Annotated in this window: 23 protein-coding genes; 13 read left to right on the top strand and 10 right to left on the bottom strand. The window is 72.0% G+C overall.

The features are described 5' to 3' along the window. Complete coding sequence (gene galU, locus OG624_RS17575; protein ID WP_033223814.1) at window positions 1–903, bottom strand: UTP--glucose-1-phosphate uridylyltransferase GalU; 903 nt, start codon at window positions 901–903, stop codon at window positions 1–3. Window positions 904–998: 95 nt separating this feature from the next. Here galU and OG624_RS17580 point away from each other — a divergent pair, with 95 nt between their 5' ends. Further along, the gene (locus OG624_RS17580) at window positions 999–1,613 is read left to right on the top strand and encodes a 5-formyltetrahydrofolate cyclo-ligase (RefSeq protein WP_033223813.1); all 615 of its coding nucleotides are present in this window, start codon (window positions 999–1,001) and stop codon (window positions 1,611–1,613) included. A gap of 23 nt (window positions 1,614–1,636) precedes the next feature. On the opposite strand, the gene OG624_RS17585 is transcribed toward OG624_RS17580, so the two are convergent. After that, window positions 1,637–4,516, bottom strand: a complete 2,880-nt coding sequence (locus OG624_RS17585) for a penicillin acylase family protein (RefSeq protein ID WP_033223812.1) — start codon at window positions 4,514–4,516, stop codon at window positions 1,637–1,639. 215 nt (window positions 4,517–4,731) lie between these two features. On the opposite strand from OG624_RS17585, the gene OG624_RS17590 reads away from it, so the two are divergent. The 8 genes from OG624_RS17590 (at window position 4,732) to mscL (ending at window position 12,088) form a co-directional block, all read left to right on the top strand. Then, on the top strand, window positions 4,732–6,255 hold the full coding sequence (locus OG624_RS17590) for a potassium/proton antiporter (RefSeq protein WP_371589823.1): 1,524 nt from the start codon (window positions 4,732–4,734) through the stop codon (window positions 6,253–6,255). Window positions 6,256–6,643: 388 nt separating this feature from the next. After that, window positions 6,644–8,068: an MFS transporter gene (locus tag OG624_RS17595; RefSeq protein ID WP_266360840.1), complete on the top strand. Its 1,425-nt coding sequence runs from the start codon at window positions 6,644–6,646 to the stop codon at window positions 8,066–8,068. 67 nt (window positions 8,069–8,135) lie between these two features. After that, entirely contained in the window at window positions 8,136–8,459 is a 324-nt protein-coding gene (locus OG624_RS17600; RefSeq protein ID WP_030761807.1) for an FmdB family zinc ribbon protein, read from the top strand. 81 nt (window positions 8,460–8,540) lie between these two features. Beyond that, window positions 8,541–9,374, top strand: coding sequence for an S-methyl-5'-thioadenosine phosphorylase (locus tag OG624_RS17605; protein WP_371639575.1), 834 nt, complete (start codon window positions 8,541–8,543; stop codon window positions 9,372–9,374). A 63-nt stretch (window positions 9,375–9,437) separates the two neighbouring features. Next, window positions 9,438–9,932, top strand: a complete 495-nt coding sequence (locus tag OG624_RS17610) for a hypothetical protein (protein WP_371587892.1) — start codon at window positions 9,438–9,440, stop codon at window positions 9,930–9,932. Between the two features lie 110 nt (window positions 9,933–10,042). Continuing rightward, the gene (locus OG624_RS17615) at window positions 10,043–10,600 is read left to right on the top strand and encodes a carboxymuconolactone decarboxylase family protein (protein WP_371587893.1); all 558 of its coding nucleotides are present in this window, start codon (window positions 10,043–10,045) and stop codon (window positions 10,598–10,600) included. 264 nt (window positions 10,601–10,864) lie between these two features. Continuing rightward, window positions 10,865–11,473: a hypothetical protein gene (locus OG624_RS17620; RefSeq protein ID WP_371639576.1), complete on the top strand. Its 609-nt coding sequence runs from the start codon at window positions 10,865–10,867 to the stop codon at window positions 11,471–11,473. A 123-nt stretch (window positions 11,474–11,596) separates the two neighbouring features. Next, window positions 11,597–12,088, top strand: coding sequence for a large conductance mechanosensitive channel protein MscL (gene mscL / locus OG624_RS17625; protein WP_033223861.1), 492 nt, complete (start codon window positions 11,597–11,599; stop codon window positions 12,086–12,088). A gap of 22 nt (window positions 12,089–12,110) precedes the next feature. Here the strand turns inward: mscL and OG624_RS17630 are convergent, their stop codons facing one another. After that, a complete protein-coding gene (locus tag OG624_RS17630; protein WP_033223806.1) occupies window positions 12,111–12,323 on the bottom strand; it encodes a hypothetical protein in 213 nt (70 codons plus the stop codon). 227 nt (window positions 12,324–12,550) lie between these two features. Between OG624_RS17630 and OG624_RS17635 the strand changes: the two genes are divergently transcribed. Together OG624_RS17635 and OG624_RS17640 are read left to right on the top strand one after the other, a co-directional pair. Then, on the top strand, window positions 12,551–13,717 hold the full coding sequence (locus tag OG624_RS17635; RefSeq protein ID WP_371639577.1) for a low temperature requirement protein A: 1,167 nt from the start codon (window positions 12,551–12,553) through the stop codon (window positions 13,715–13,717). Between the two features lie 116 nt (window positions 13,718–13,833). Next, window positions 13,834–15,087, top strand: a complete 1,254-nt coding sequence (locus OG624_RS17640; protein WP_161290387.1) for a cytochrome P450 — start codon at window positions 13,834–13,836, stop codon at window positions 15,085–15,087. Between the two features lie 86 nt (window positions 15,088–15,173). On the opposite strand, the gene OG624_RS17645 is transcribed toward OG624_RS17640, so the two are convergent. Both OG624_RS17645 and OG624_RS17650 read right to left on the bottom strand, forming a co-directional pair. Beyond that, window positions 15,174–15,668 (bottom strand): DUF5949 family protein, encoded by a 495-nt coding sequence (locus tag OG624_RS17645; protein WP_033223804.1) that lies wholly within the window; start codon window positions 15,666–15,668, stop codon window positions 15,174–15,176. 56 nt (window positions 15,669–15,724) lie between these two features. Further along, window positions 15,725–16,315 (bottom strand): hypothetical protein, encoded by a 591-nt coding sequence (locus OG624_RS17650; RefSeq protein WP_051763561.1) that lies wholly within the window; start codon window positions 16,313–16,315, stop codon window positions 15,725–15,727. Window positions 16,316–16,470: 155 nt separating this feature from the next. On the opposite strand from OG624_RS17650, the gene OG624_RS17655 reads away from it, so the two are divergent. Continuing rightward, window positions 16,471–16,908 carry a DUF6299 family protein gene (locus tag OG624_RS17655; protein ID WP_158711902.1) on the top strand — a complete coding sequence of 146 codons (438 nt, stop codon included), beginning with the start codon at window positions 16,471–16,473 and terminating at the stop codon, window positions 16,906–16,908. 72 nt (window positions 16,909–16,980) lie between these two features. Here OG624_RS17655 and OG624_RS17660 read toward each other — a convergent pair whose 3' ends face one another. The 5 genes from OG624_RS17660 to OG624_RS17680 all read right to left on the bottom strand — a co-directional run bounded on the left by OG624_RS17660 (window position 16,981) and on the right by OG624_RS17680 (window position 22,463). Continuing rightward, window positions 16,981–17,148 carry a hypothetical protein gene (locus OG624_RS17660; protein WP_158711901.1) on the bottom strand — a complete coding sequence of 56 codons (168 nt, stop codon included), beginning with the start codon at window positions 17,146–17,148 and terminating at the stop codon, window positions 16,981–16,983. 71 nt (window positions 17,149–17,219) lie between these two features. Then, the gene (locus tag OG624_RS17665; protein WP_244290900.1) at window positions 17,220–19,307 is read right to left on the bottom strand and encodes a SpoIIE family protein phosphatase; all 2,088 of its coding nucleotides are present in this window, start codon (window positions 19,305–19,307) and stop codon (window positions 17,220–17,222) included. A gap of 12 nt (window positions 19,308–19,319) precedes the next feature. Continuing rightward, a complete protein-coding gene (locus OG624_RS17670) occupies window positions 19,320–19,592 on the bottom strand; it encodes a hypothetical protein (protein WP_033223803.1) in 273 nt (90 codons plus the stop codon). A gap of 24 nt (window positions 19,593–19,616) precedes the next feature. Then, a complete protein-coding gene (locus OG624_RS17675; protein ID WP_371589824.1) occupies window positions 19,617–20,918 on the bottom strand; it encodes an NAD(P)-binding domain-containing protein in 1,302 nt (433 codons plus the stop codon). A 66-nt stretch (window positions 20,919–20,984) separates the two neighbouring features. Continuing rightward, a complete protein-coding gene (locus OG624_RS17680) occupies window positions 20,985–22,463 on the bottom strand; it encodes a carboxylate--amine ligase (RefSeq protein ID WP_161290394.1) in 1,479 nt (492 codons plus the stop codon). Window positions 22,464–22,613: 150 nt separating this feature from the next. Between OG624_RS17680 and OG624_RS17685 the strand changes: the two genes are divergently transcribed. Then, on the top strand, window positions 22,614–24,305 hold the full coding sequence (locus OG624_RS17685) for a glycosyl hydrolase (protein WP_051763558.1): 1,692 nt from the start codon (window positions 22,614–22,616) through the stop codon (window positions 24,303–24,305). Window positions 24,306–24,307: the final 2 nt, after the last annotated feature.

The raw sequence follows: 24,307 nt of genomic DNA on the forward strand, positions 1-24,307 counted from the left end.
CTACATCTCCTCCGTGACGTAACGGTGAAGCCAGGTGCGGAACTCGGGGCCCAGGTCGTCGCGCTCGCACGCGAGACGGACGATGGCCCGCAGGTAGTCGCCGCGGTCCCCGGTGTCGTAGCGACGGCCCCGGAAGATCACGCCGTGCACCGGACCACCGACGGTCTCGTCGGCGGCCAGCTTCTGCAGGGCGTCGGTGAGCTGGATCTCCCCACCGCGGCCCGGCTCGGTCTCCCGCAGTATGTCGAAGATCGCGGGGTTGAGGACGTAACGTCCGATGACCGCGTAGTTGCTGGGGGCGTCCTGGGGGTCCGGCTTCTCGACGAGGCCGGTGATGCGGACCACGTCCTCCTCGTCCGTGGCCTCGACGGCGGCGCAGCCGTAGAGGTGGACGTTGGCCGGGTCGACCTCCATGAGCGCGATGACGGTGCCGCCGGTGCGGGCGTAGATGTCGGCCATCTGGCGCAGCAGCGGGTCGCGCGGGTCGATGAGGTCGTCACCGAGCAGGACGGCGAAGGGCTCGCGGCCGACGTGCGGCTCGGCGCACAGCACCGCGTGGCCCAGGCCCCGCGGGTCGCCCTGGCGGACGTAGTGCATGGTCGCCAGGTCGCTGGACTCCTGGACCTTCTTCAGGCGGTCGTCGTCGCCCTTGGCGATGAGGGCCGACTCCAGCTCGTAGTTCCGGTCGAAGTGGTCTTCCAGGGCACGCTTGTTACGCCCAGTGATCATGAGAATGTCATCGAGCCCGGCCCCGACGGCCTCCTCGACCACGTACTGGATGGCCGGCTTGTCCACAACCGGGAGCATTTCCTTCGGGGTCGCCTTCGTCGCCGGGAGGAAGCGAGTACCGAGGCCAGCGGCCGGAATCACGGCCTTCTTGATCACGGGGTGCAACATAGTCATGCCCCGAACGATAGTGGCCTTCCGTCGAACACCGGACGGGACCGCAGCAGGTAGATACAGGTATGCCCCGATTCGGAAGGATATTTGATTTCCTCGTGGCAGAGAACCCGCCCACCGCTTCCGCCAAGGCCGAGCTGCGCCGAGAACTGCTCTCCGCGCGCCGCGCCTTGTCTCCCGAACAGTGCCGCACGGCGGCCACCGCACTCGCCGTCAGGGCGTTCGAACTGCCCGAACTGGCCGACGCCCGCACGGTGGCGGCGTACGTCTCGATCGGCACCGAACCGGGCACCCGGGACCTCCTCGACGCCCTGCGCGCGGCCGGCAAGCGGGTGCTGCTCCCGCTGCTGCTGCCCGACAACGACCTCGACTGGGCCGCGTACGAGGGCCCGGCCTCGCTCGCCGAGGCCGCCCACCCGGGCAAGATGCGGCTCCTGGAGCCGACCGGCCCCGCGCTCGGACCGGACGCGGTCACCGGGGCCGACGCCGTGCTGCTGCCCGGGCTCGCGGTGGACGGCCGGGGGATGCGCCTCGGCCGCGGCGGAGGCTCGTACGACCGGGTGCTGGAGCGGCTGGAACGCGCCGGGGCGCATCCCGCGCTGGTGGTGCTCCTCTACGACGACGAGGTGGTCGCGCGGGTTCCGGAGGAACCGCACGACCACCCCGTACGAGCGGTGGCGACCCCGTCAGGGGTGCGCCGCTTCAGTGTGTGACGACCTGATCCGCGCCCTGAACCCTACGAGCCCTCGGGCTTGAGGGTCAGGGTGTCGACCGTGGCCTTGTCGACGGCTTCCTTGCCGAAGGGCCACTCCAGCAGCTCGCCCTTGGCCCACATCGTCGTCTGGTCCGTGTAGTGCGCGTTGTACGCGTGCCCCGAGGCACCCGTCAGGTTGATCCAGCGCGACTTGTCGAGGTCGTTGAGGTTCACGACCATGCGCATCGACGGCACCCACGTGACCCCGTACCCGCTGGAGGCGTTCCAGCCGGTCGCGTTGACCGTGGCCTCGCCGCCGCCCACGTCCCACGGGCCGCGGTTGAGGAGCCACTGCATGAAGCCGGGGCCCTCGGTGCCGATCGTCTGGTTCTTCAGCGTCAGCTGGTGCAGCCGGCCCCAGCTCCAGGTGGACTGGTCCTTGCCGAGCTTGGCGGTCAGCTCCCAGCGGGCGTCGCGCATGGCCCGGGCGAAGAGCTCGTCACGGTTGGTGGCCGCCGGCAGGGTGACGGTCCTGGGGGTGGTCCACCACGGCGACTTCTCGTCCTTGACCAGGCGACGGACCACCTCGAACCAGCGGTCGCCGCCGTCGGGCTGCGCCGAGTCGGCGTCCCGGGTGCCGCATTCGCGGACCGTCTTGGCGAGGTCGTCGGCCGGGCCGGTGCCGTTGCCGACGACGCTCATGCAGCTGCCCTCGATCCGCAGCTCCTTGGGCATCTTGTCGCCGAAGGACAGCTTGAGGATGTGGCGCCAGACAGCGTTGAAGTAGGCCGCGGCCGCCGAGTCGGGCTCCTGCGTGTAGTTCCAGCCGTCGAGCAGCTTCTGCGCGGCCCGCACGCCCGGGTCCGAGACCTCTATCTTCGCCAGCATCGGGGTCAGCAGCGCGGCGATCTCGCTGCTGTTGTCCATCTGCATGGTGCGCATGTCGTCGGTCGAGATCCGACCGCCGTCCTTGATCTTCGCCTCGATGAGGTCGTTGATCCGCTGGCTGCGGGCACCGTAGCCCCAGTCGGTGGTCAGCAGGTTCGGGTACTTGCCGGCGCCGGTCCCGGTCTCCACGACCGCCTGGTTGGCGGTGACGATGTAGCCGCGGGACGGGTTCTGGTCCCAGGGCATCTCGCTCTGCGGGATGTAGCCGGCGTTGCCGTCCCTGGCGCCCTTCCAGGCGTACTTGGAGTCCCAGCCCGGGGCGGGCATCCGGCCGTCGCCCTGGCCGCGCATCGGGATGCGGCCCGGAGCCTGGTAGCCGATGTTGCCGTTGGGGCCCTTGTTGTCGGCGTAGATCAGGTTCTGGGACGGGACCTCGAAGTCGGCGGCCGCCTTGCGGAAGTCGTCGAAGGTCTTGGCCCGGTCGAGCTTGAAGACCGCGTCCATGGACTTGCCCGGGTCCAGCGCCGTCCAGCGCAGGGCGACGGCGTAGCCGTCACCGCGGTCGGGGGCGGAGCTGGCGACGGGGGCGCGGCTGCCGACCGTACCGAGCTCCTCGCTGCGGTCCGAGACGAGCGGGCCGTTGTTGGTGGTCCGGACGGTGATCTTCTTGCTGTCGCCGCCCGCGATCTTGATGACCTCTTCACGGGTGGTGAAGGGGAGCACCTTGTTGTCGTAGACGTAGCCCTCGGGCTTGACCTGCTCCAGGTAGAGGTCGGTCACGTCGGCGCCGAGGTTGGTCATGCCCCAGGCGATTTCGGTGTTGTGGCCGATGACCACGCCCGGCATGCCCGAGAAGGTGTAGCCGGCCACGTCGTACTGGCACTGGGCCGAGACCGTGCGGCAGTGCAGGCCCATCTGGTACCAGACCGAGGGCAGCTGCGGGGACAGGTGCGGGTCGTTCGCGAGCAGCGGCTTGCCGGTCGTCGTGTACTTGCCGGAGACGACCCAGGAGTTCGAGCCGATGCCGCTGCCGTTGGGGCCGAGGATCGCGGGGATCTTGTCCAGGGTGTCGGCGAGGGAGGTGAGCTGGGTGCGCAGGCCCACGGTCGCGCCCTGGGCGGCGACGTTGTCGGCCAGCCCGTTGGCCGGGCCGCCGATCGGACCCGTGACGGTCGAGGTCTGGCCGCCGACGGTGTTGCCGCCGGAGCCGGTCCCGTTACCCGAGCCGGTGCCGGTGCCCGTGCCCGTGCCCGAGCCGCTGCCCGTGACGCCCTGCGGGGTGTACTTGCCGCCGTCGACCTTGCCGCCCTCGACGATCGGCTTGTTCCGGTCGAAGGGGTAGGGCGGGTAGAGCTCGTCGATCTGCGCCTGCGAGAGCTTGGTCGCCATCAGCGCGCGGTCGATCTCGTCCTGCATGTTGCCGCGCAGGTCCCACGCCATCGCCTTGAGCCAGGCCACCGAGTCCACCGGCGACCACTGCTCGGGCCGGTAGTCGTCGGTGAGCTTGAGGGCCGCGTGCTCGACGGAGAGGTCCTTGCCGGACTTCCCCTTCAGATACGCGTTGACCCCGTCGGCGTAGGCCTGGAGATACTTCTTGGTCTCGGTCGAGAGCTTCTTGTCGAACTCTTCCTGCGCGACCTGGCGCCAGCCCAGCGTGCGCAGGAAGGCGTCGGTCTCGACCTGGCCGGAGCCGAACATCTCGGAGAGCCGGCCGGACGTCATGTGACGTCGGACGTCCATCTCCCAGAAGCGGTCCTGTGCGTGCACGAAGCCCTGCGCGCGGAAGAGGTCGTCGTCGTTGTCGGCGTAGAGCTGGGGAATGCCGTGGGCGTCGCGCTTGACGTCGACGGTCCCGGTCAGGCCCGGCACCTTGAGGGAGCCGGTCGTCTGGGGGAAGGAGGCGCGCACGCCGTCCACGCTCCAGTACGCCCCGTAGCCGAGGCCCGCGACGAGAGCCAGGACCAGGACGAGCACGATCAGACGGGCGCGTCGTCCCTTCTTCTTGACGGGAGGAGCGGTTTCGTTGGCGGGCATCGCTGTCCTTAGAGGGGCAGGGTGGTCCTGGGAGTGCTGGGAGCAACCATAGGCGCAGGACCGACTTCGTTGATCCGCCAGGGGTGGAGCTGACGAGGACAGGGGCGAACAGGCGTTTCACAATGTGGTTATCGCGTAAAGGGCGCGTCAAAGATTAGGTAAGGTAACGAACTACTTGCCGAACTTGTCGCCGGGAGGATCGATCCACCGGGCGCATTGAGGAGGGCCGCCCGCTGACTGTCCACACGCTCAATGAGCTGCTGCTGGTCTGCTCGCTCGTGCTGCTCGTCGCCGTGGCGGCGGTACGCATCTCGTCACGCAGCGGTCTTCCCAGCCTGCTCATCTACCTCGGCATAGGCATCGCGATAGGCCAGGACGGCATCGGCAACGTCGTGTTCGACAATGCCGAGCTGACCCAGGTCATCGGTTACGCGGCACTCGTCGTGATCCTCGCCGAGGGCGGTCTGGGCACCAAGTGGAAAGAGATCAAGCCGGCCCTGCCGGCCGCGGTCATGCTGTCCCTGGTGGGCGTCGCGGTGAGCGTGGGCGTGACGGCGGCGGGAGCGCACTATCTGGTCGGCCTGGAATGGCGCCAAGCCCTGCTGATCGGCGCGGTCGTCTCCTCGACCGACGCCGCGGCCGTCTTCTCCGTGCTGCGCAAGGTCCCGCTGCCCGCACGGATCACCGGCGTCCTGGAGGCCGAGTCCGGCTTCAACGACGCGCCCGTCGTGATCCTGGTGGTGGCCTTCTCGACCGTCGGCCCGGTGGACGAGTGGTACATCCTGATCGGCAAGATCGCCTTGGAGCTGGCCATCGGCGCCGCGATCGGCCTGACCGTGGGCTTCCTCGGCGCGTACGGGCTGCGACACGTCGCCCTGCCCGCCTCCGGCCTCTACCCGATCGCAGTGATGGCCATCGCCATCGTGGCGTACGCGGCCGGCGCCATCGCGCACGGCTCCGGCTTCCTCGCGGTGTACCTGGCGGCGATGGTGCTCGGGAACGCCAAGCTGCCGCACTGGCCGGCCACCCGGGGCTTCGCCGACGGACTCGGCTGGATCGCCCAGATCGGCATGTTCGTGCTGCTGGGCCTGCTGGTCACCCCGCACGAGCTGGTCCGCGACTTCTGGCCCGCCGTGATCATCGGGCTTGTGCTGACCATGGTGGCCCGGCCCCTGGAGGTCTTCATCAGCCTGCTGCCCTTCCGGCTCTCCTGGCAGGAGCAGGTGCTGATGTCGTGGGCGGGCCTGCGCGGGGCCGTGCCCATCATCCTGGCGACCATCCCGATGGTGTCCGGGATCGAGGGCAGCGACCGGGTCTTCAACATCGTCTTCGTGCTGGTCGTCGTCTACACCCTGGTGCAGGGTCCGACCCTGCCCTGGCTCGCGCGCAAGCTGAACCTCGGGAACGGGGAGGAAGGCGCCTTCGACCTCGGGATCGAGTCGGCGCCGCTGGAGAAGCTGCGCGGACACCTGTTGTCCTTCTCCATCCCGCCGGCCTCGCGGATGCACGGCGTGGAGGTGAGCGAGCTGCGGCTGCCGCCGGGGGCCTCGGTCACGCTGGTGGTCCGGGACGCGAAGAGTTTCGTACCGGCGCCGTCGACCGTGCTGCGCCGTGGGGACGAGCTGCTGGTGGTGGCCACGGACCCGGTCCGGGACGCGGCGGAGGCGCGGCTGCGGGCGGTGGCCCGGGGCGGCAAGCTCGCGGGATGGCTGGGCACCGGCGGACCCGTTTCGCGTTAGAGCATTGCTCAAAAGCGTTAGAGCGTCGTTCTAATTCCGCCAATTTAGCTGAGGTATGCCCGCATTTGCCTGCTTTTCCAGGCTCTTTACATGCGAAGCGGCCGTTAATCCCAGGTGAAGACACCCCTTGTCACCGAATTCACAGGGCGTGGTAGTGACTTTCCCTGTACGATGAAGGCACACCAGATCGAACCAACTCTGCCTGACGCAGAGCTGGCGCGACCGCAAAGCGGCCGTGGCACCACCCCGACGTGGGCGCCCAGGTATCACTCGGTTCTGCGCAAGAGGACAGCTCTCGGGGCTCCCACATGTACGGGTGCGGCCGCTCACAAGGCGAAGCACCGTCCGCAGACGGGGACGCTCTACCAGGCAGCGGAAAGGCAAGGCCGTGACATCCGCGGTCACGTCCGACACGTCCGCCCGCCCCGGCTACGGACAGCTCCTGCGCACTCCCGGCGCCCTCGGCTTCGTACTCCCCGGCTTCGCAGCACGACTCCCCTTCGGCATGCTGACGATCAGCATCCTGCTGCTGGTCCAGCACACCACCGGTTCCTACGGCAGCGCCGGCATCGTCGCCGCCGTCACCGGTATCTCCATGGCGCTGTCCGCCCCGCTCATGGGCATCTTCACCGACCGCTACGGCCAGACCGCCGTCCTGCTGCCCGTGGTCCTCGCACACTCCGTCGCCGTCACCGGCCTGGCCGCGCTCGCGCTGCTGGACGCCCCGCTGCTCGCGCTGGCCGCCGCCGCCGTACCGGCCGGCGCCTCGGTGCCGCAGGTCGGACCGATGGTCCGGGCGCGCTGGGCCGCCAAGCTGGAGGGCTCTGCGCTACTGCCGACGGCCGCCGCCTTCGAGTCCGTCACCGACGAGTTCACCTTCGTCGTCGGCCCGGTCCTGGCGACCGCGCTGTGCACCGGCGTCCACCCGGCGGCCGGCCTGGTCACCGAGGCCACGCTGACCCTGCTCGGCGGCCTGCTCTTCGCGGCCCGGCGCGCCGGCCAGCCCAAGACGCACGCCCCGTCGCAGACCGGTGAGAAGCGCGCCTTCGCGCTGTCCTTCCCGGGCCTGCGCGTCCTGATCTTCGCGTTCCTCGGGATCGGCGCCGTCTTCGGCGGCATGCAGGTCTCGCTCGCCGCCTTCTCCAGCGAGATCGGCAACCCCGGCGCCAACGGCCTGCTCTACGGCGTCTTCGCCGCGGGCAACATGATCGCCGGTATCGCCATGGGCGCCATCGCCTGGAAGATCGGCCCGCGTCGCCGGCTGATCCTGGGCTACATCGGCCTCACCGCCGCCGCGTCCGTCCTGTGGGCCGCGAACTCGATGATCCTGCTGGGCGCGCTCGGCCTGGTCGTCGGCCTGTTCATCGCCCCGGCGCTGATCACCGGCTACACGATGGTCGAGCAGCTGGTCCCCGCGAACGCCCGGACCGAGGCCTTCACCTGGCTGACCGGCTCGATCGCCTTCGGTCAGGCCGTCGCCGTCATCCTGGCCGGCCGCCTCACGGACGCGCACGGATCCTCGTTCGGATTCCTGGTGCCCATGGGCGCCACCGCGCTCGCGCTGGCCACCCTGCTGGCGCTGCGTTCGAGGCTCGCCCCGAAGGCTCCGAGCCGGATCGTGAACGCGTCCGCGCAGGAGTCCGCGCCCGCGGCCGCCACCGCGTCCGCCACCCCGGTGAACTCGCAGGTCACGGAGCGGGTGACGGTCCCGGCGACGGGTCGGACGACCACGCGCGCCACCGCCTCACCGGCCTCCCGTGACCGGGTGAACGAGCGTGGGATCGGTCACCGCGTGCCGGTGACGGTGGACTGATCCGCCGGAATACGTCACCATGGAGCGTCGTTAGCACTCATTGAGTCAGAGTGCCAGGAGGAAATTCGTGCCGACCTACCAGTACCAGTGCACCGAGTGCGGTGAGGGCCTTGAGGCCGTGCAGAAGTTCACCGATGACGCACTGACCGTGTGCCCGAGCTGCGACGGACGCCTGAAGAAGGTGTTCTCCGCGGTCGGCATCGTCTTCAAGGGCTCCGGTTTCTACCGGAACGACAGCCGTGGCGCGTCGTCGAGCAGCACCCCTGCCTCGAAGCCGTCGTCCAGCTCCTCGTCGTCCTCGACGTCGACCGCTGCCGCCGCTCCCGCCGCCTCGTCCTCCTCGACGTCGTCGAGCTCGTCGAGCAGCAGCAGCTCCACGTCGGCCGCCTGATCGCTTCGCCCGAAGGCCCCGCCGCCCCTACCGGCAGCGGGGCCTTCGGCATGCCCACGGCAGGGCCGTAGGGTGGACCGCATGGTGAACGCAGAGATCGGTGTCATCGGCGGCTCGGGCTTCTACTCCTTCCTGGAGGACGTCTCCGAGATCCAGGTGGAGACCCCGTACGGACCCCCGAGCGACTCCCTCTACCTGGGCGAGCTGGCCGGGCGCCAGGTGGCCTTCCTGCCCCGACACGGGCGCAGTCACACCGTCCCGCCGCACAAGATCAACTACCGGGCCAACCTGTGGGCCCTGCGCTCGGTCGGCGTCCGCCAGGTGCTGGGACCCTGCGCGGTCGGCGGTCTGCGGGCCGAGTACGGGCCGGGCACGCTGCTCGTTCCCGACCAGCTGGTCGACCGTACGAAGGCCCGTGCCCAGACCTTCTTCGACGGTGAGCCGCTGCCGGACGGGTCCGTCCCGAACGTCGTGCACACCACCTTCGCCGACCCGTACTGTCCGGTGGGCCGGTCCGTGGCGCTGGCGGCGGCCCGCGGGCGCGACTGGGAACCGGTGGACGGCGGCACCATGGTCGTCATCGAGGGACCGCGGTTCTCCACGCGCGCCGAGTCGCGGTGGCACGCGGCGGCGGGCTGGTCGGTGGTCGGCATGACCGGTCACCCGGAGGCGGTCCTCGCCCGTGAGCTGGGGCTCTGCTACACCTCGATGGCCCTGGTCACGGACCTGGACGCGGGCGCGGAGGCCGGTGAGGGCGTGTCCCACACGGAGGTCCTGAAGGTGTTCGGCGAGAACGTCGGACGGCTGCGCGAAGTGCTCTTCGACGCGGTGGCGGCCCTGCCGGCCACGGAGACCCGGGCCTGCCTGTGCACGCACGCGCACGACGGCTGGGACCTGGGCATCGAGCTGCCGTAGCCCCCTCCGGGGCCCTGGGGACGCTTCGGCCGCGTTGTCGGTGGCGTCACCTAGCCTGCGCGCATGGGAGATTCGGGTGGGATGGCCGTGGCGCGCGCCACGGTGACGGAGCTGCGTGAGTTCGCGGCGGAGGCCGGGGTCGAGGGCGTCGACGCCGACGCGGACCTGGGCGGTGGCTGGTCGGTCGTGTACTGCGCCGACCAGCCCGACGGCGTCGCGGCGGCGCTGGCCCGGCGCACCGGGGCGCCGGTGCTCGCGGTGGCCTTCCTCGACAGCGATGTCGGCTTCGTCGAGGGCGCCACCTTCGCGGGGGGCCGTTGGAAGGCGCTGCTCAACCGGGACACGGCCGAGGACTACGAGATACCCGTGGACCGGTTCCCCGTCGACGCGGCCCTCGCGGGCGCGCTCGACTGGGCGGCCGCGGGCGGACTGACGGCCGACCCGGAGGCGGTGCGGGCCGTCCTCACCGGCTCCGAGGCTTTCGCGGAGGACCTCGCGGAACGCCTCCTCGGCGCGCTGGGGATCGAATCCGCGGCACCGGGCGAGAACGACGCGTAGAGAGGACGACGCGCAGAAAAGGCCCGGCGGCTGTCACATCCACCGGGGCTGTCCGGTCCTCCTTGGTGACGGCGGAAACGAAGACCGCCCCGGCCAGGGAGATGACTGTCATGCCGCGTATCTCGCTCACCCCGCCCCGCACCCTGCTCCTGCGGATCGGGGCCTGGTACTCGCGCCGGACCTACGGCAAGGTGCTCGACCCCGGGCAGGCCTACGGGCACCACTCGCGCGTGCTCCTCTCCTACGTCCGGCTGGAGCGGAGCGTGGCGAAGTGGAACGCGCTCGACGCCGGGCTGAAGCACCTCGCCGTGATGGCGGCGGCGGCCCGGATCAACTGCTCGTGGTGCATGGACTTCGGCTACTGGGAGGGCCACGAGCTGGGCCTGCCGACGGAGAAGATCGAGCGGGTGCCGCGGTGGCGGGAGGCCCCCGAGGTGTTCACCGAGCTGGAACTGTTGGTCATGGAGTACGCCGAGGCCATGACGGAGACCGAGCCGACGGTCACGGACGAGCTCGCGCGGGAACTGATCGCGCGGCTCGGCGAGAAGGCGTTCGTCGAGCTCACCGCGATGGTCGCGCTGGAGAACTGGCGCTCGCGCGTCAACAGCGCCTTCGGCCTGACCGGTCAGGGATTCGCGGAGGCCTGCCAGGTCCCGGCCGAACGGTGACCTCGACAACGACGGCGTGAACCCCGACCTCCTCGCCGCGGAGGCCTGGGCGCTGCGCGGGCTGCTGCGCCCGGCCCGGCCGGCCGGGGGGCGGGCCTCGGCGGGTGCGGGCGGCCGCCGGCTGACTCGTGCGGGTGACCGGGTTGTCCACAAGCTGGGGATCGTCCACAGGCCTCGGCGGGATTCCCGGTGGGGCCGGATCCTGGGAGGTGTCCGGGCGCAGGGTCCGGGCACCGCTCCTCACTCGGTCTGGTGGTGTTCGTCATGTCCCGTACGTCCGCGACCCCTTCGGTCTGCTCCCCTCGCTCCGCCTCCGCCTCCCTCTCCTCCTCCGCTTCCCGCGCCTTCCCCGCGGCGCGGGCCGCGTGCGCGACGTCGTCCGCGTGTCCTCCGGCCCGCCCGGTCCCGGCGTTCCCGCCGCTTCGCGTGGGGCGGGGCGGGGACCGGTTGCGCCGGGCCGTACGGCGCAGGCGGCGGGCCGCCTCGGCCGCGCTGGCCGTGGTGGCGGCGGCCGTCGCGGTGGGCGGGACGGAGGCGCAGGCCTCGCGGGGCGCCGCCGCCCGGCCCGAGGTGCGGGCCTCCCAGGGTGCGGCGCCACCCGCCGCGGTGCGGATGGTGTCGGCTCCCGTGCGCATCGCGGACGCGGCGACGGTGGGGCTGCTGCGGCCCGGAGACCGGGTGGACGTGGTCGCGGCGGAGCGCACCGGACCGCCCGAGGTGGTTGCCGCTGGGGCGCTGGTCGCCGAAGTGCCCGATCCGGGCAAGGGTGTTGCGGACGGTGGGGCGCTGGTGGTGCTGTCCGTACCGCGGGAGACCGCGCGGGTTCTCGTCGGCACGGGCGCCACGACCCGACTGGCGGTGACGTTGTGCTGATTCGCACACACGGCCGGTCAATTCACCTCGGGAGGAGACCCGATTGGACACACCGCGCCCGGACTGCCGTAGCTTTCGGAACCGTTGACTCCGTGTTCGGCAGATGTGAAGAGAGGCTCAGTGGTGAGCGAGAAGAAGAAGGAGAGCGTGCTGGCAGGCTTCAAGGCCTTCCTGATGCGCGGCAACGTGGTCGACCTGGCGGTGGCCGTGGTCATCGGCGCCGCGTTCACGAACATCGTGAACTCGGTGGTCAAGGGGATCATCAGCCCGGTGATCGGCGCGGTCGGCACGCAGAGCCTGGACGGCTACAAGTCCTGCCTCAAGGCTCCTTGCGGCATCGGCGCGAACGGCCAGCCGACGGGTGTCGAGATCCTCTGGGGCTCGGTGCTGAACGCGACGCTGACCTTCGTCATCACCGCGGCGGTCGTGTACTTCCTGATGGTGCTGCCGATGTCGAAGTACCTCGCGCGGCAGGAGGCCCGGCGCAAGGCCCGCGAGGGCGTTCAGGAACTCGTCGAGATCACCGAGCTCGAGGTCCTCAAGGAGATCCGGGACGAGCTGGTCGCGCAGCGTTCGGGCGGCGGTGGACCGGCCGGTTCGCACGACCGGTTCTGACCGCTCCGGCCGCCTCGGGCGGTCAGACGTGGTGCGGGGGCTTCTCGTCGAGGAAGCGGGCCAGGTCGGCCGCGCTTCCGCCGGCGGGCGGCCGCTCGCCCCAGCCTCGGTCGGTGTCGTCCGAGGACTGCTGGTCCAGCGGGTCGTCGAAGACCAGCCGGGGCTTCGGCCGGGGCCGGTCGGCCTCGGGGGCGGTGCGCGAGGGCTGCGGGCCGGGTGCGGGGGTGCTGCTCATGCCTCCAGGGTACGGCCGCCCCCCGCGCCGCCCCGGCCGCCCGGTCCTCCGCCCCGGCCGCCGGGCGCGTGGCCCGGATTCCGGGGCGGGGCCCGTGACGGTGTCCGCCCGCGGGTCGGACCGCCTCGGGGCCGCGGACCGCGCCTCGCCTCCGCCCGGGGCACACGGGGCGCGCGAGCCGCGCGTCCGCCCTGCCGGAGGTCCCCGCCTCTGGTCTCCTGGCCGGTATGGCCTTCTCCCCCATGACCGCTCGCAGCCCCGACGAGCTCCACCGTGCCGCCACCCCGCTGGAGCTGTTCTTCGACCTCTGCTTCGTCGTCGCCATCGCCCAGGCCGGTGCCCGGCTGGTGCACTCGCTCGCGGAGGGTCATCCCGGTGCCGGGGTGGTCGGCTACTTCTTCGTCTTCTTCGGCGTGTGGTGGGCCTGGATGAACTTCACCTGGTTCGCCTCGGCGTACGACGTGGACGACGTCCCATACCGGGTCGCGACGCTCGTGCAGATCGCGGGTGTGCTCGTCTACGCGGCCGGGGTGAGCCGGGCCTTCGACGACAACGACTGGGCGGTCGCGGTCACCGGCTACATCATCATGCGCGTCGCCCTGACGGCGCAGTGGCTGCGCGCCGCCTCCGGGGAGGAGGGCGAGGCCCGGGCGGCGGCGCTGAAGTACGCGGCCGGACTGGTGATCTGCCAGCTGGGCTGGATCGGCCTGCTGTTCGTCCCCGACGACCTGAAGCGCTGGACGTTCCTCGTCCTGCTCGTCGCCGAGCTGGCGGTTCCGGTGATCGCGGAACGCGGGCACCGGACGCCCTGGCACGCGCACCACATCGTGGAGCGGTACGGCCTGTTCACCATCATCGTGCTCGGCGAGACGATCGCCGCGGCCACGGTGGCCGTGAAGTCCGCGATCGACGAGCACGAGGCGCTGGACCAGCTGCTGCCCATCGCGGCGGGCGGGCTGCTGATCGTCTTCGCCGCGTGGTGGATCTACTTCGCCGTGCCGATGCACGAGCACCTGACGTCCAACCGCGAGGCCATCCCGTGGGGTTACGGACACCTGCTGATCTTCCTCTCGGGTGCGGCGATCGGCGCCGGCATCGAGGTCGCGGTCGAGCACGCGGTCGGCAAGGCGCACATCTCCCAGGTCGCCGCGAACGCGGCGGTGATGGTCCCGAGCGCGCTGTTCCTGCTGATGGTGTGGCTGCTGCACTCCCGCCACTTCAAGCGCGGCCTCGCCCAGCAGCTGGTCCTGCCGGTGTCCGCCCTCGTGACGCTCGCCTGCACCTGGTCGGGTACGTACGCGGTCCTGTGGGCGGGCCTCGTCGGGGTGCTGACGGTGGCGGTCGGTCTGACCCTGTCCACGCGGGCCGGTGCGACCACCGGCGCCGCCGTCTGAGCCCCGGGCCGCCCCCGCCACCCGCGGCCGGGCCCGCGCCCCCGCGAACCGTCACTCCCGCGCCCCCGCCGCCGTTCTCCAGCGCAGAACGACGCGCACCGACTGGAGGCCCTGCCTTGACACTCCCGGCACAACGCCACGGCACCGACCCCGGCAGGGAGCTGGCCGAGCCAGGTTTCTGGCAGCAGCCCCCCGCCCACCGCCTCGCCGCCTTCGCCCGGCTGCGCGCGGCCGAGGGGCCGGTGTTCGTCCCCGAAGGGTCCGGGCCCGGCCACTGGGCCCTGGTCCGCCACGCCCAGGTGCAGGAGGCCAGCCGCCTCCCGAAGGTCTTCGCCAGTGCCCCCGGCGTGACCACCCCCGAGCCGGCCCGCTGGGTGCGGGCCCTGTTCGGGGACTCGATGGTCAATCTGGACGGCCCCGACCACGCCCAGCTGCGCAAGATCGTGCAGCGTGCCTTCACGCCCCGGCTACTGGCGGCCGCCGAGGCCGACATCCACGCCGTGGCCGCCCGCATCGTGGACGACGTACTGGCCGAGCGGCCCGACGAGTTCGTCTCGGCCGTGGCCTCCCGGCTCCCCCTGGAGGTCATCTGCAACATGATGGGCATCCCGGAGCACTACCGGGCCGAGATCGCCGACCGCGTCAACCACGCCTCCGAGAACATCGGTGTGGAACGGGGCCTGGCCTCCCGGCTGCGGATGCCGGGGCGCGGGCTGCGCGCGCTCGCCCGTATGCAGCGGATGGTGGCGGGCATCGGACGGGAGCGGCGCAAGCACCCCACCGACGACCTGATCTCGGCGCTGGTCCGTGCGAACGTCGACGGCCAGGCCCTCGGGGCCCGCCAGCTCGGCGCCTTCTTCTCCCTGTTGATGGTCGCCGGGGTGGAGACCACCCGGAACGCGATCACCCATGGGCTGACCCTGCTGACGGACCACCCCGACCAGCGGGACCTGCTGCTCTCGGACTTCGAGACGTACGCGGACGGCGCGGTGGACGAGATGATCCGGCACTCGACGCCCATCATCCAGTTCCGTAGGACCGTGGCCGCCGAGCACACCATGGACGGGCACGTGTTCCGGCCGGGCGACAAGGTGGTCCTGTACTACGCCTCCGCCAACCGCGACGAGGCGGTCTTCCCCGACCCGGACGCCTTCGTCATCACCCGCTCGCCCAATCCGCATCTGGGCTTCGGCGGCGGCGGGCCGCACTTCTGCCTGGGCGCGCACCTGGCCCGGGTGGAGATGAAGGCCCTCTTCCGGGAGTTGCTGACCCGGCCGGTCGGGTTGCGGGCGGTGGGTCTGCCGGACCTGGCGGGATCGAACTTCGACAACCGGGTCCGCTCGTTGAAGTTCGCCTTCGAACGGCCCTGACGCCGGCCCGGGGAAAAGCGGAACCGGCCACCGGGCAGGCTGGGAGCCCGGCGGCCGGAGCGGGGGTGGCGGCACCCGGTCGGTGGCTACCGCTGCACGCGCCGCACGGCGAGGACGCAGTGCGCGCTGCTGGTGAGCACCGACTCGTCGCCCGCGAAGGCCTGCAGGGTCTCCGGCGCGACCGGCTGCCCCGGGACCGCCTCCGGCCAGGCGCGGGTGGCGAAGAGGAAGTACGCCTGCCCGCTCTCGTCCGCCGCCGCGACCCACTCGTCGGGGGCGGTGCAGCGCGCGTTCATCCCGGGCAGGGTGAGCGCGATCTGGTTGCCCTCCAGCAGGATCTGCACCGGGAAGGTGGCCGCCTTGAGGGTGCCGTCCATGACCACGTCGCCGATGGGCAGGCCGATCTCCTCCAGCAGCCCGCGGGCGGCCGCCTCGCCCGCCTCCCGGCCCTTCGGTCCGTCGCCGAGGGTGTAGGCGAGGAGGTACGGGATGTCGTGCGCCTCTTCGGGGTCGCCGATCCAGGCGAGCACCGAAAGGGTGCCGAGCTGGGACCGGTCGATTTCGGCTTGAGTAGAAGTCATGCGCGCACCCTAGTGGTCTCTCCGCCGCGCCTTTCACGGCCCTTCACCCGGGCGGGCTAGACGGCCCAGAATCCCTCTCCGGAATTCGCCCGCATGTTCGCGTCCTGATACTGGAGCCGCACAATGCGCGCGCTTTCCGGAATTTCGAACACCACCCAGCCCTCGGCCCGCTCACCGACCTCCAGAGAATCGAAGAGGATCGGTTTGCCGGTCGTCAGCTCGCCGGTCTTCACCACCGGGTGACGCTGCCCCGCGCTGTCGTGCGCCCACATGCGTCCGAGCGCCCCGTACGAGGCTCCGCCCACGTTGACGAAGGACATCGAGGCGGCCACCCAGCGCTTCCCGGCGGGCGGGGCGAAGTTCTTGTCCACGCTGATCGCCGGGTCGACGAACGCCCCGAGTTCGACCTGGAGGTGTCGGCCGACCTGCTTGCCGTGCACCCGCGCGACGCCACCCACATGGGCGTTCTTCACGGCGGGCCGTGCGGGAGCCTCTGCCGCGCCCGGCGCCCCGTCGTCCACCAGGACCGCCGGCGCGGCGCCGGGCGCGAGCGCGTCCGATTCGGGGGCGCTCGCGCAGGCGGTGGCGCCGAACAGCAACAGCGGGAGCAGGACGAGGGCGGGCAGGGGGAGGGCGGACTGGCGCATGCAAGATCCCTTCGGGGGCGATTTCGGTCAGTTTCACGCGCCCGGGCAGGTAATTGCCCACAACGACACGAGCGCACGGATCACGTGCGTACGCCCAGCTGCCAGCACAATGCGTTCCGGCGGAATCCCGCCGTCCGACGTACCTGGAGGAATGAATGCGCAGCTCCGCCCGCCGAATGTCACTCGTGGCCTTCTCCGCGCTGGCCGCCACCACGCTTTTCACCGCTCCGGCCGGCGCCACCGTTTTCGAGCAGGGGATTTCCGTACGGGACGCGTACGTCGCCCACGACGGCGCCGTCACCCTTTCCGGGACGTACCACTGCGAGCAGGCGTCACCCATGGGGGCGATGCAGATCAAGGCGACCGTCGCACAGGAGGGTGGTGGCCGGCTGAGCGTCGGCGCGGAGCAGATCGTCTGCGACGGGCAGGAGCGCCGCTGGGTGGCGAACGCGCCGGGCGCCTACGCGAACGTGCGCCCGGGCCGTGCCGTGGTCACCGCGGAGCTCCAGGAGGTCCGGTTCTCGGGCCTGATGCCGAGGTCGGTCACCACCGTCGCCCAGGACTCGCGCGACGTCGAGGTCCACAGGCACTGAGCGGTGCGGGCCCGCGACCCGCGCCCGCGGCACGCGCCCCGGGGCACGATGCCCCGGGGCCGGTAGCCGCCGCTACCGGCAGTCGGGGGAGACGTCCGTCATCGACATGAAGGCCACCGACTGGCACGCGGGGTCCGCGTGCGGTCGCCCCGTCGCCCAGTCCACGACCGCCGGCACCCCGGCCACCAGCAGGAGCACGGCCAGGGCGCCCGTCACGGCGACCTTGGTCAGCCCGCGCACAACACGATCCGTTCCATGGCTCGCATCATCACCCCACCCCCGGCGGCCCACAACCCGGGGTGATCGCCCCGTCACCCCGCGCTCCGGGTCCTGCCCGCGGCGTCGAACTCGCACCACACCGCCTTGCCGTCGCCCCGGGACTCCACGCCCCAGTGCGTGGCCAGCGCGTCCACCAGCAGCAACCCGCGCCCCGTGGTGGCCGCCTCGCCCGGGGTGCGCCGGCGCGGCCACACGCTGGAGCGGTCCTTGACCCACAGCCGGATCCGCCGGACCGGCTCCGGCAGCACCTCCATCGTCAGCACCGCCCCGCCGTCGGTGTGCAGCAGGGCGTTGACCAGCAGCTCCCCGGCCGCGACCTCCACGTCGTCGGCGAGCTCCGGCATGCCCCAGTCGCGCAGGGCCTGACGCAGGGCGTAGCGGGCCTCCGAGAGGCCTTCCGGGTCGGCCTGGTGGACGTACTGGTGGATGCGTGGCGCCCGGTGGGTGCCCGGGTCGGGGGCCCGGCGCAGCACCAGCAGGGCCACGTCGTCCCCGGAGCCCCAGCGCTCCCAGAGCCGGTCGGAGAGGTGGTCGGCGAGCGCGGCGGCTCCCTGCGGGCCGCTGCGCACCGCCTGGGCCAGGGCGTCCATCCCGGCGGTGATGGTGGTGCCCGGCTCCTCCACCAGGCCGTCCGTGCACAGCACCAGGGTCTCTCCGGGGACCAGGTCCAGTCGGGTCTCGGGGAACTCCTCGTACTCGAAGAGCGAGGCCAGCCCGAGCGGTAGTCCGCCGCGCACCTTGGGCCAGCCCGTACGCCCGTCCGTGTGCCGGATCAGCGGTCCGAGGTGACCCGCGCGGACCGCCCGTACGCCGCCCGTCTCCAGATCCACCTGCGCGTACATGCACGTGGCGAAGCGTTCGGTGTCCAACTCGGCGAGGAAGCGCGAGGCCCGGGCCAGCACGGTGGACGGCGGATGGCCCTCCCCCGCGTACGCCCGCAGCGCGATCCGCAGCTGACCCATGATCGCCGCCGCGTGCGTGTCGTGGCCCTGCACGTCGCCCACCACCACGCCCACCCGGTCGCGGGGCAGCGAGATCACGTCGTACCAGTCCCCGCCGACCTCCCGCCCGCTCCAGGCCGCGTGGTAGCGGACCGCGATCTCCCCGCCGCTGATCTCGGGGATCCGGCGCGGCAGCATGGACGCCTGCAGGCCGGTCGCGAACTCGCGCTCCTGGTCGAACAGGAGCGCCCGTTGGAGTGACTGGGCCACGATGCCCGCCAGACCCAGGCACAGGTTGCGCTCCTCGGGGCTGAACTCGGTGCGCCGCCGGTAGAACAGGACCAGCCCGCCGATGGCCTTGGCCTGCGCGATCAGCGGCAGGTAGGCGGCGGCGTCGTACCGGATCCGGTTCAGGTAGTCCGCGAGGAGCGGGAACTCGTCGCCGAGCTCGGCGAGCGAGGTGACGAAACGTGCCTGCCGGGTGAGCACCGTGTGCGACAGCGGCAGCGAACCGTCCAGGCGGGTGAACCTGCGCTCGCCGAGGATCTCCAGGGACTCCCCGCTCAATGCGATGATCTTGACGCTGCCGCCCTCGACCAGCCCCAGGGCCAGCCCGTCCGCGCCGAGCCGCTCCAGCGCGCCCGCCCCGGTCAGCGCGGCCGTGACGTCGTCGACCGTCACCGCCCGCGACAGGGCCTCCGTGGTCCGCTGCACGATCGTGGTCTGCTGGGCGCGCGCCGCCTCCAGCTTGCGCAGCAGCGTCGCCTGGGCCAGCTCCGCGGTCGCGTCCCGGACGATCCCCACGATCCGCTCCGGCTGCCCCGAGTCGTCCCGGAGCACACGGCCCGCGGTGTGCGTCCACTGATCGCGTCCGTCGCGCCGGCGCACCGTGAAGTAGGCGCCGTACGTGTCCGAGCTGCCGGCCAGGACCCCCTCGACGATGTCCGTCAGCCGGAGCCCGTCCTCGGGCGGGACCCGCAGCCCGATACCGGCCACGGTGCCGTCGAAGTCCTGGGGTCCGAGGTCGAAGACCTCCATCGCGGCCTCGTCCAGCACCACCGTCCCGGCGACCAGGTCCCATTCGAGACTGCCCATGCCGTTGAGCGCGAACCGTTCCCCGGGCCCGGTCACGGGGGACCGTCGGACCGGCTCGGGTCCGTCCCGTTCCGCCGCTGCCACCTTTCCCACCACCTAACGGCCGGGCCAGCACGGCTGGGAGATCAGCCGCTCCCACTCCTCGTCAGGATGACCCGGCAGGGTGCGACCGGCCTCCCGCCAGCGCTTGACCATGGAGAGGTAGATCGTGGGCTGGTCGGCGGGCGAGGCCGTCACGTACGGGCCCGCGTACGGCCCCGCGTACGCGGTGCGGTCGTACCCGGCGGCCCTGGCCCGACCGGCGGGCTGTTCCCCACGACTGGCGGGGATGCGTACCCAGCCGCGGCCCTGCCCTCGCTCCGAGCTCATCACGGACCCCTCTCTCCGCGGATCTCACCGCAGATACGTCTTCGGATGCCCTGGGGGCACCCCCGGAACGTGCCCGGGGGTGGCAGCCCGGCCCTGCCGGGCGACACCGGGCGGACCCGGCCGCGGACCCCGGGCACCGAGGCGCTTGCGGACTCCTCTCACCAGTCTCCCCGCCGTGAAGCCCGCGCCGTGCACGAATCGCATGGAAGGGCCGAATGAGGGAGCCGTCAGCAGCCCCGCGAAGAACAGTCCGGGCCACGAGGACTCGAACCCGGCGCTCAGCTCCGGCGCCCGGCTCTCCCCCACGGTCTCCAGCGCCGCCCGCAGCCCCGCGTCGAGCAGCTCCAGCCGGTCCAGCTCCGGCAGGAAGCCGGTGGCCGCGATGACGTGGGCGGTGTCCAGCACCACCGATTCCCCCGCCCCGGTGGTCAGCCCGAGCCGGATCCGCTCGCCCACCGCCACCGCCCGGTGCAGCCGGTGCCCGAGCAGGACGGGGACGCGCCGCTCGAAGCGGTCCCGCAGCCACCAGGCGCCGGCCGGCCCCAGCGCCGTGGCCGCGATCCGCTCCCGGGTGGGCGCGGGCAGCCGGCGCACCGCCCCGGGCAGCTCCGACCAGACCCAGCTGCGCCAGCCGGTGCCGAGGCCGCTGTGGGGATCGCGCAGGGACCGCAGCGGGGACCGGTCCAGGGGCTGCGGGACGGTGTTCCAGTTCAGCCGGGTGCGCCGGGCCACCAGGGCGGGTCGGGCGCCCTGCTCGGCCAGCAGGGCGGCGGTCTCCAGGGCCGCCTGCCCGGCCCCGAGCACGGCGACCTCACGGCCCGCGAAGCCGCTCAGGTCCCGGTGGCCGCTGCTGTGCGAGTAGTGCGTGGGCGGAAGCTCCCGTAGCGCCTCGGGGTGGCGGACGAAGGGCATCACCCCGACCGCGAGGGCCACCGTACGGGCCAGGAGGGGCGGCCCCTCGGCGGTGCGGACGCGGAAGCCGTCGCCCTGCGGGGTCACCTCCAGGACGGTCACCTCCTCCACCTCGGGCGCGGCCTGCCGGGCGAACCACATCCCGTACGCGCTGAACGTCCCGATCGCCAGCGGAGTGCCGTGTTCCGCCGTCATGCCGACGGTGGCGCAGTAATCGGCCAGGGTGTGCCGCCCGTCCGGCGCGGACAGGTTGGACGACCAGGGCTCCGACTTCAGGTACATGCCGTCGGGCATGTGGTCGCGCCACGAGGCCATCGGCCGCCCCAGCAGCCGTACGTCGAGCCCCGCGGCCGCCGCATGGGCCGCGATCGACAGCCCGTACGGGCCCGCGCCGATCACCACGAGATCGTCGATCCGCGTCAACGCCGTTCCTCCAGCTCGATGGTCACCGGCCCGGCCCGTTCGCCGCGACGGTCCCGGTCAACGGGTCACCAACTCGTCCGGCTCGGCCGAGGCCCCGGGCGGAACGGGCCGCGAGGCCGATCCCGCGGCACCGGCGGAACCGGTGGAACCGGCCTCCGACTGGTTCCGACCGCGCTGCCGGGGCGCACGGACGACCGCGAGCGCCGTGCGACGGCCCTGCTCCGGCACCCCGCGCAGCGCCCGTACGCCCTTGCCCGCGCCCCGCCCCAGCAGGGCGCCCAGCATCGCCAGGAACGGCAGCAGGTCGTCGGCGGCGAACCAGGCCGTCTCCACCCGCCCCCGCTCGACGGCCCGCCTCGGGGCCCGCTTCGTCGCCGTCCCCCGGTCCGCGCCCGGGGCCGAGGACGCGGACGTCCCCGCCGACCCGGCCGGATCCGCCGGGACCACCGCCGGACGGCGCGGCATCGACCCGCCCCGGATCCGCGCCAGCAGCGCGTAGTTCTCGGCGACGAACACCCGGCCCGGCCCGCCCGAGGGCTGCGGAACCTGCTGGCCCGTCAGGTCCAGGTACATCGCCTGCACGACGTCCAGCCCGGCCGAGTCCGCGAAGAGCCGGAACTGCGCCCCCGGCCGCGGGTTGAAGTCCACCAGCCGGAAGCAGCCCGACTCGTCACGGCGGAAGTCCAGGTCCAGGATCCCCTGGTAGCCCAGCCGTTCGGCGAGCCGCAGCCCCGCCTCCTCCACCGCCGGATCCGGCAGCCAGCGCCCCACGGCCGTCAGCCCCGTCCGCACCGGCCAGGACAGCTCCTTGCGGCCCGAACCCGCGAGCAGCGGACGCCCGCCCCGCGCGAAGGCGCCGTGGAAGAACCAGTCGGTGTCCGCCCCGGCCGGCAGGAACCGCTGGAGCAGCAGCCGGCTCCCGGCCTCGGCGGAGCGTTCGTAGAGCCGGCGCGCCTCGGCGGTGGTGTGCAGGAGCACGGTGCTGCGCAGCCCGTCGGCCCCGGAGGGCAGCAGCCAGGGCCGGCTCCACTTGGCGATCACCGGCAGACCGAGCCGCCAGGCCGCCTCGGCCGCCTCGGCCCCGCTCGCCGGGATCACGGTCTCCGGGTGCGGGACGTCCCACCGCGCGCAGAGCCGCGACAGCTCGGCCTTGTCGGCCACCCGGGCCGGCAGGTTGTCGGGCTGATGGGGGATCCGGAAACGCTCGCGGAGCCTCGGCGCGACCCGGGACACGGCGATCGCGCTCAGGTCGTCCATGGCGATGAGCACGGCCGGGCGCCCGATCCGCTCCGAGACCTCGGTCAGACACTCCAGCAGCGCCTCGGGCGCCTCGGGGTCCAGCCCGCCCACCGGTCCCGGATGCACGGCGCGCAGGTATCGCGAACGCCCCATGGGACCTCCCCCGGCCTCGACGACGGCATGAACCTCCACGCCCTTGCGGCCAAGGGATCTGACGGCGCCGAGGGTTCCGTGGTGGAACGGATTGCGATCGAGTCTGAGCACAACGGCGGGCACATGGTTGAGATACGCGTGCATGGCAGCGGTGTCTTTCACCTAGTCGGACCAAGCGGGGGTGGTGCGCACCTGCTAATGGCCTACGCGGCAGTCACCGGACAGGCCATTCGTCAGATCTGATGCCTAACGTCTTTGGTAAGCAGACCGATTCAGGAAAGCTCGGGAGACGCCATGCCCAGACCACGCCGCCGACTGGCGAGCACCTGCATCGGTACGGTCACGGCCGGACTGCTGGCCACCGGCGCCGCCCTCGCGACGCCCGAGAACGACCGGCCCGAGGGCTCCGACATCGCCATGGGCGCCTATCTCGACTACGGGCCGCCCGGGGTGGCCCGGATCCCGCACCTGTCGAACTGGCTGGGCGGCAAGGACATCCGGGTCGGACACACCTACCTCCCCGGCGACAAGTGGGCCGGTATCGCGGGCGGTGTCTCGTTCCTGGAGGACTGGGCCGACTGGCGCCGGGCCGAGGACGACCGGATGTTCGTCCTCAACGTGCCCATGCAGGAGCGGAACGAGGACCGGGTGTCCGACCGGCAGGTGGCCCGGCTGATCAGGGCGGGCGCGGCGGGCCAGTACGACCAGCACTTCCGGCGGCTGGCCGAGCGGCTGGTGGAGCTGGGCGTGCCGGACACGGTGATCGTGCTCGGCTGGGAGATGAACGGCGTCACCTACACCCACCGGTGCGCACCGGACCCGGAGGGCTGGAAGGTGTACTGGAAGCGCATCGTCACGACGATGCGCGCCGTTCCCGGACAGAAGTTCAGGTTCGACTTCGCCCCGAACAGGGGTACGGACGCGATCGGCTGGACGAAGTGCTACCCCGGCGACGACGTGGTCGACGTCATCGGGATGGACTCGTACGACCAGGGTCCCGGCCAGACCTTCGACGACCAGATCACCCAGCCGTACGGACTCCAGCAGCAGGTCGACTTCGCGAAAGCACACGGCAAGCCGATCTCCTACCCGGAGTGGGGTCTGTTCCGGCGCGGGGACAACCCGGAGTACGTGCGGCGCATGCTGAAGTGGATCGCGCAGCACAAGCCGCTCTACCACACCATCACCGACTACTGTCCGCACGGCGTGTGGCAGTGCAAGGACAACCCGGACTCCGCGAAGGTCTTCCGCGACGCGCTGATGCCCGAGCGCCCGGGCCCGGTGGTCCCGACCCCGGTGGTGCCCACGCCGGTCGTGCCGACCCCGGCGGTCCCGACCCCCGTGGTGCCCACGCCGGTCGTGCCCACCCCTCAGGTCCCGACGCCCCAGGTCCCCACGCCTCAGGTCCCCGCGCCCACACCGGTGGTCCCTACGCCTCAGGTCCCCGCGCCCACGCCGGTGGTCCCGACGCCCGCGGTCCCCACACCCGTGGTCCCGACGCCCCAGGTCCCGTCGCCCACGCCGGTGGTCCCGAGCCCGCAGACCCCGCTGCCGGTCAGCCCGAGCCCGCTCGTCCCGACACCGGTCACCCCGGTGCCGGTCACTCCGAGCCCGGTGACCCCGAGCCCGGTGACCCCGAGCCCGGTCGCCCCGAGCCCGCAGGTCCCGGTGCCGGTCACGCCCAGCCCGGCCGTCCCGACACCCGAGGTCCCCGACCCCGACACCGACCCCGAGACCGACCCCACGCCCACGCCCACGCCCAAGCCCTCGCCGGCGGTCCCGACGCCGCAGGTCCCGGCGCCGGTCACGCCGAAGCCCGAGCCCACGCCGCCGAAGCCCCTGCCTCAGCCCACACCGCCGCCCGTCAACAGCAAGCACTGGTGCGTGCCGCTCAACTTCGGCGAGTGGCTCTCCAAGCTGGTCGGCACGCAGTCGGTCTGCATCAAGCTGGACTTCGGCAAGAACTCCGGCATCTGGCCCTTCTAGAC

The organism is Streptomyces virginiae (genome assembly GCF_041432505.1).
Lineage (GTDB): Bacteria > Actinomycetota > Actinomycetes > Streptomycetales > Streptomycetaceae > Streptomyces > Streptomyces virginiae_A.

Coding starts and splice junctions, on each gene's coding strand:
- galU (WP_033223814.1), bottom strand. CDS start 903: ATGACTATGTTGCACCCCGTGATCAAGAAGGCCGTGATTCCGGCCGCT.
- OG624_RS17585 (WP_033223812.1), bottom strand. CDS start 4,516: ATGCCCGCCAACGAAACCGCTCCTCCCGTCAAGAAGAAGGGACGACGC.
- OG624_RS17605 (WP_371639575.1), top strand. CDS start 8,541: ATGGTGAACGCAGAGATCGGTGTCATCGGCGGCTCGGGCTTCTACTCC.
- OG624_RS17610 (WP_371587892.1), top strand. CDS start 9,438: ATGGGAGATTCGGGTGGGATGGCCGTGGCGCGCGCCACGGTGACGGAG.
- OG624_RS17615 (WP_371587893.1), top strand. CDS start 10,043: ATGCCGCGTATCTCGCTCACCCCGCCCCGCACCCTGCTCCTGCGGATC.
- OG624_RS17620 (WP_371639576.1), top strand. CDS start 10,865: ATGTCCCGTACGTCCGCGACCCCTTCGGTCTGCTCCCCTCGCTCCGCC.
- OG624_RS17630 (WP_033223806.1), bottom strand. CDS start 12,323: ATGAGCAGCACCCCCGCACCCGGCCCGCAGCCCTCGCGCACCGCCCCC.
- OG624_RS17635 (WP_371639577.1), top strand. CDS start 12,551: ATGGCCTTCTCCCCCATGACCGCTCGCAGCCCCGACGAGCTCCACCGT.
- OG624_RS17645 (WP_033223804.1), bottom strand. CDS start 15,668: ATGACTTCTACTCAAGCCGAAATCGACCGGTCCCAGCTCGGCACCCTT.
- OG624_RS17650 (WP_051763561.1), bottom strand. CDS start 16,315: ATGCGCCAGTCCGCCCTCCCCCTGCCCGCCCTCGTCCTGCTCCCGCTG.
- OG624_RS17655 (WP_158711902.1), top strand. CDS start 16,471: ATGCGCAGCTCCGCCCGCCGAATGTCACTCGTGGCCTTCTCCGCGCTG.
- OG624_RS17670 (WP_033223803.1), bottom strand. CDS start 19,592: ATGAGCTCGGAGCGAGGGCAGGGCCGCGGCTGGGTACGCATCCCCGCC.
- OG624_RS17680 (WP_161290394.1), bottom strand. CDS start 22,463: ATGCACGCGTATCTCAACCATGTGCCCGCCGTTGTGCTCAGACTCGAT.
- OG624_RS17685 (WP_051763558.1), top strand. CDS start 22,614: ATGCCCAGACCACGCCGCCGACTGGCGAGCACCTGCATCGGTACGGTC.